Genomic DNA, 3,544 nt, shown 5'->3' with positions numbered 1-3,544 from the left:
CCTTCAACATCCATTTTATAGATCATTTCCCTAGCAAGGAAATGTGGATCATGCATCATGTCCTCAACACTATAAATCGATCCTGCGGGTATGTCTGAATTATCAAGTAATACCAAGGCATCTTGTAAATTATGCTGGATTGTCCAACCACCAATAACTTCATCTAGATACTCAGCATTCTGTACACGACCGTCATTAGTTGAGAATTTATGGTCATCCMTTAAATCTGGCCTTTCAACAACATCCATAAGCCTCTTGAAAATGCCATCTCCATTTGCCCCGATCACAATATATTTCCCATCTCTGCAAGGGTATGTATTCGAAGGTGCAATTCCTGGGAGGGTGCTTCCGGTTCTTTCACGAATCACTCCGTAATGGTCGTACTCTGGAACTGCACTTTCCATTAAACTGAAAATAGATTCATATAGAGCGACGTCAACACATTGTCCTTCCCCCCCAGGTTGGTCTCTATGATATACAGCCATTAATGCCCCCATAACAGCATATAATGCAGTTACAGAATCTCCCAAGCTTACTCCGACCCTTGTTGGAGGCCTATCAGGATAGCCTGTTAAATAACGAATCCCCCCCATTGCTTCTCCAATACTTCCAAACCCCGGCTTATTTCGGTACGGTCCATCTTGGCCATATCCTGATACCCTAACCATAATGATCTTCGGATTAATTCTTTTTAAATCCTCATAGCCAAGCCCCCACTTCTCCATAGTCCCCGGTTTGAAGTTTTCAATAATAATATCGACTTCATTTGTTAATTCCCTTATGATCTCTTGGGCTTCCGTTTTTCGTAAGTCCAATGAAATACTTTTTTTGTTCCTGGATTGAACAAACCACCATAAGGATGTGCCCTCATATAGTAATCTCCAATTTCTGATGGGGTCCCCCTTTCCTGGTGGTTCTACTTTTATTACCTCGGCACCGAAGTCGGCCATTAATCTTCCAGCAAAAGGACCAGCTATCAAACTACCTAATTCCAAAACCTTTAATCCCTTCAACGCACCCTGTTTTATAACTTCACCCATGAGCATTCACCCCTTTTTAATATTTCTATCTAGGTAGATTACGGTTAAATATAAACGTTTCCTTTCTATAAAAATCAATTCATTAAAACAAAAACTTTCCTAATTTTTTGATAATCCTTATAATAATTGACATTTATTATTATGTCAACGGTTAACCGTTGACATTTTTTATGTTATAATTTGAGCTATTAAAGTAGGATTTATGCTTTTATTATTGAAATATATCTATGTATTGAAAAACTCTGATAAATTGAAGGCCGTTTGTTAAATAGATATTAATTTGTTACATAGGGGGCACTATTATGAAAGAAATACAAAAAACTGAACTGCTTCATAATCAGGTATATCATATTCTGAAGGGTATGATTATAGACGGTGAATATCAGCCTGGAGAGCGTTTGGTCGAAACCAGGGTTGCTGAAAGAATCGGGGTTAGCCGGGGTACAATTAGAGAAGCCTTCCAGATGTTATTGAAAGATTACCTACTGGTTCGTGAAGGTAAGGCCATATCAGTTTATAGCCCTAGCGTACAGGACATTATTGATGTATATCAATGCCGAATTAGCCTTGAATCTTTAGCTGTTAAATTAGCGACTCAGAATATTACGGACGAGGAATTAAGCAAGTTGGTCGAAGTAATAAATGACTCTAAAATAGCCGTGAATATGAATAATAGAAAAAAGCTTACACAACTAAATCAGGAATTTCACGATATCATTGATCTTGCTTCCCGCAACCACCAATTAATTCAATTATGCGATGTTATCAAGACGAAAATACTATATATAAGGACTAGCATTTTAAAAGTACATTTTAAAAACTTTTCCGATTTTGTAGATGATCATGAACGGATCCTTATAGCCATTCAGAATAGAGATCCGGTACGAGCCGAACAGGAAATGCATTCCCATATTGAAAAAAGCTTCCATACAATAAAAGCAACTTTTAAAACCGTCATTGATCAATAAAGGAATTGATTCCCTAGGATTCCGTCTTGCACGGTCTTAGTTGTACATCTATACATATTTTCCTGATTTTTCCAGGAATCCACCCAATGGCTACAAAATAAAAAAACCTGATGATTTGTCAGGTTTTTTAAAATTTTCATCATTCGCATTACCAGAGAAATGCGAGAAAGACTAAAGATGCAATTGCGCCAAAGGCAAATCCATTTGCCGCACCCCATCCATATCCTGCATTAAAGCCTCCAAAACCAAAACCCCCAAGGTTTCCGACACCGTCAAATGGACGAATATATACACGGTTCGGCGTAACCCGGTGTATGATTCCCCGATGTACGGTTCCTCTGCTTYTACGAATTTCAACCGGTCTTCCAACACCTTGCCTGCATTTATGATAATAATTTTGATATCCCATATTACACTCCCCTTGTTAGTGATTCTACATCGTATGCATTCGGGGACTAGCCTGCATGGTTTAAAAACACACCATTCCTTTAAACGTCTTTCCCATATTCCTTGTCAATGGTTAAATCACTATTTAAAACCAAAGCATAAAATACATTTATACATTTACAAAGGAGACAATTCCATGAACCATTCATACCAAGACGCACTAGCCATAATTGGCATCGAAGGGGCACACCCTGGTGGATTTGAACTGACTAAGCAGCTCTTAAAAAATGAAAAAATCACTCATACGTCAAAAATCCTTGATGCCGGATGCGGGACAGGGCAAACCACAGCTTTCTTGGCAAAAACGTTCCTTTGCCGAGTATCAGCGCTAGATCATCACCCTGAAATGGTGAAACATGCCAAAAAAAGATTCCAACAAGCTAACTTAAGCATCGACCTATATGAGCATTCAATAGAAGAACTGCCTTTTGACGATAATTCTTTTGATTTGATCATATCCGAATCAACGACTGCATTCACTGATATACAAAAATCACTCAGTGAATTTTACAGGGTCCTTAAACTAAAAGGAACTTTGATATCCATTGATATGACAGCGGAAACCAGCCTTGATTCTGCCTCAAAAAAGGAAATCATGAAATTTTATCATTTAAGAGAATTATTAAAATGCAATCCAAATGGTTGAATTCTTCCGACAAAACGGGTTTTCAGAGGTAAATATCTTGAGATCGAGTACCGCCTTAGAGCAATTAATGAATTCTTCAGTTTCAAATAGCCCCCTTCAGCCTTTGAATGAATCTTTGAAACGAGTCATGGACGAACATTATCGCCTCATTTTTTCTTGCGGAAATAGCCACGGTTATAGAGTATTCAGAGCAAACAAAAAGTAATCTCCAGCTTCAAGAAGTTACGCAAGTTCTTCAGTTTGTTTACACGGATTACTGAATACAACAATTATGAACACAATGAAAAAAACCTAGAACAAGTTCAAGGTTTAAAAGAAAGGCAATATAGTCTTAGGCTATGATCTGTACACAATTTCGGCCATTCTTCTTTGCGGCATATAAGGCTTGGTCTGCCCGTGGCATCAATGTTTGGATGGAATGGCCTCGATCTCCAGCTTCAATT

4 protein-coding genes are annotated in these 3,544 nt (G+C 38.1%); 2 read left to right on the top strand and 2 right to left on the bottom strand.

The genetic code is table 11. The features are described from left to right. Positions 1 to 1,040 (bottom strand): CaiB/BaiF CoA transferase family protein (locus tag AC1DVB_RS25970; RefSeq protein ID WP_477591669.1); only part of this gene is annotated, 1,040 nt, incomplete at its 3' end. Between the two features lie 302 nt (positions 1,041 to 1,342). On the opposite strand from AC1DVB_RS25970, the gene AC1DVB_RS25965 reads away from it, so the two are divergent. Continuing rightward, complete coding sequence (locus AC1DVB_RS25965) at positions 1,343 to 2,008, top strand: GntR family transcriptional regulator (protein WP_477591667.1); 666 nt, start codon at positions 1,343 to 1,345, stop codon at positions 2,006 to 2,008. A 148-nt stretch (positions 2,009 to 2,156) separates the two neighbouring features. On the opposite strand, the gene AC1DVB_RS25960 is transcribed toward AC1DVB_RS25965, so the two are convergent. After that, complete coding sequence (locus AC1DVB_RS25960) at positions 2,157 to 2,417, bottom strand: hypothetical protein (protein WP_477591665.1); 261 nt, start codon at positions 2,415 to 2,417, stop codon at positions 2,157 to 2,159. A 174-nt stretch (positions 2,418 to 2,591) separates the two neighbouring features. Here AC1DVB_RS25960 and AC1DVB_RS25955 point away from each other — a divergent pair, with 174 nt between their 5' ends. Further along, complete coding sequence (locus AC1DVB_RS25955) at positions 2,592 to 3,101, top strand: class I SAM-dependent methyltransferase (protein WP_057277685.1); 510 nt, start codon at positions 2,592 to 2,594, stop codon at positions 3,099 to 3,101. Positions 3,102 to 3,544: the final 443 nt, after the last annotated feature.

Source organism: Peribacillus sp. P4_D6, from assembly GCF_056401795.1.
The sequence above is the reverse complement of the archived record's forward strand: the minus strand, read 5'-3'. Positions and strand labels throughout refer to the sequence as shown.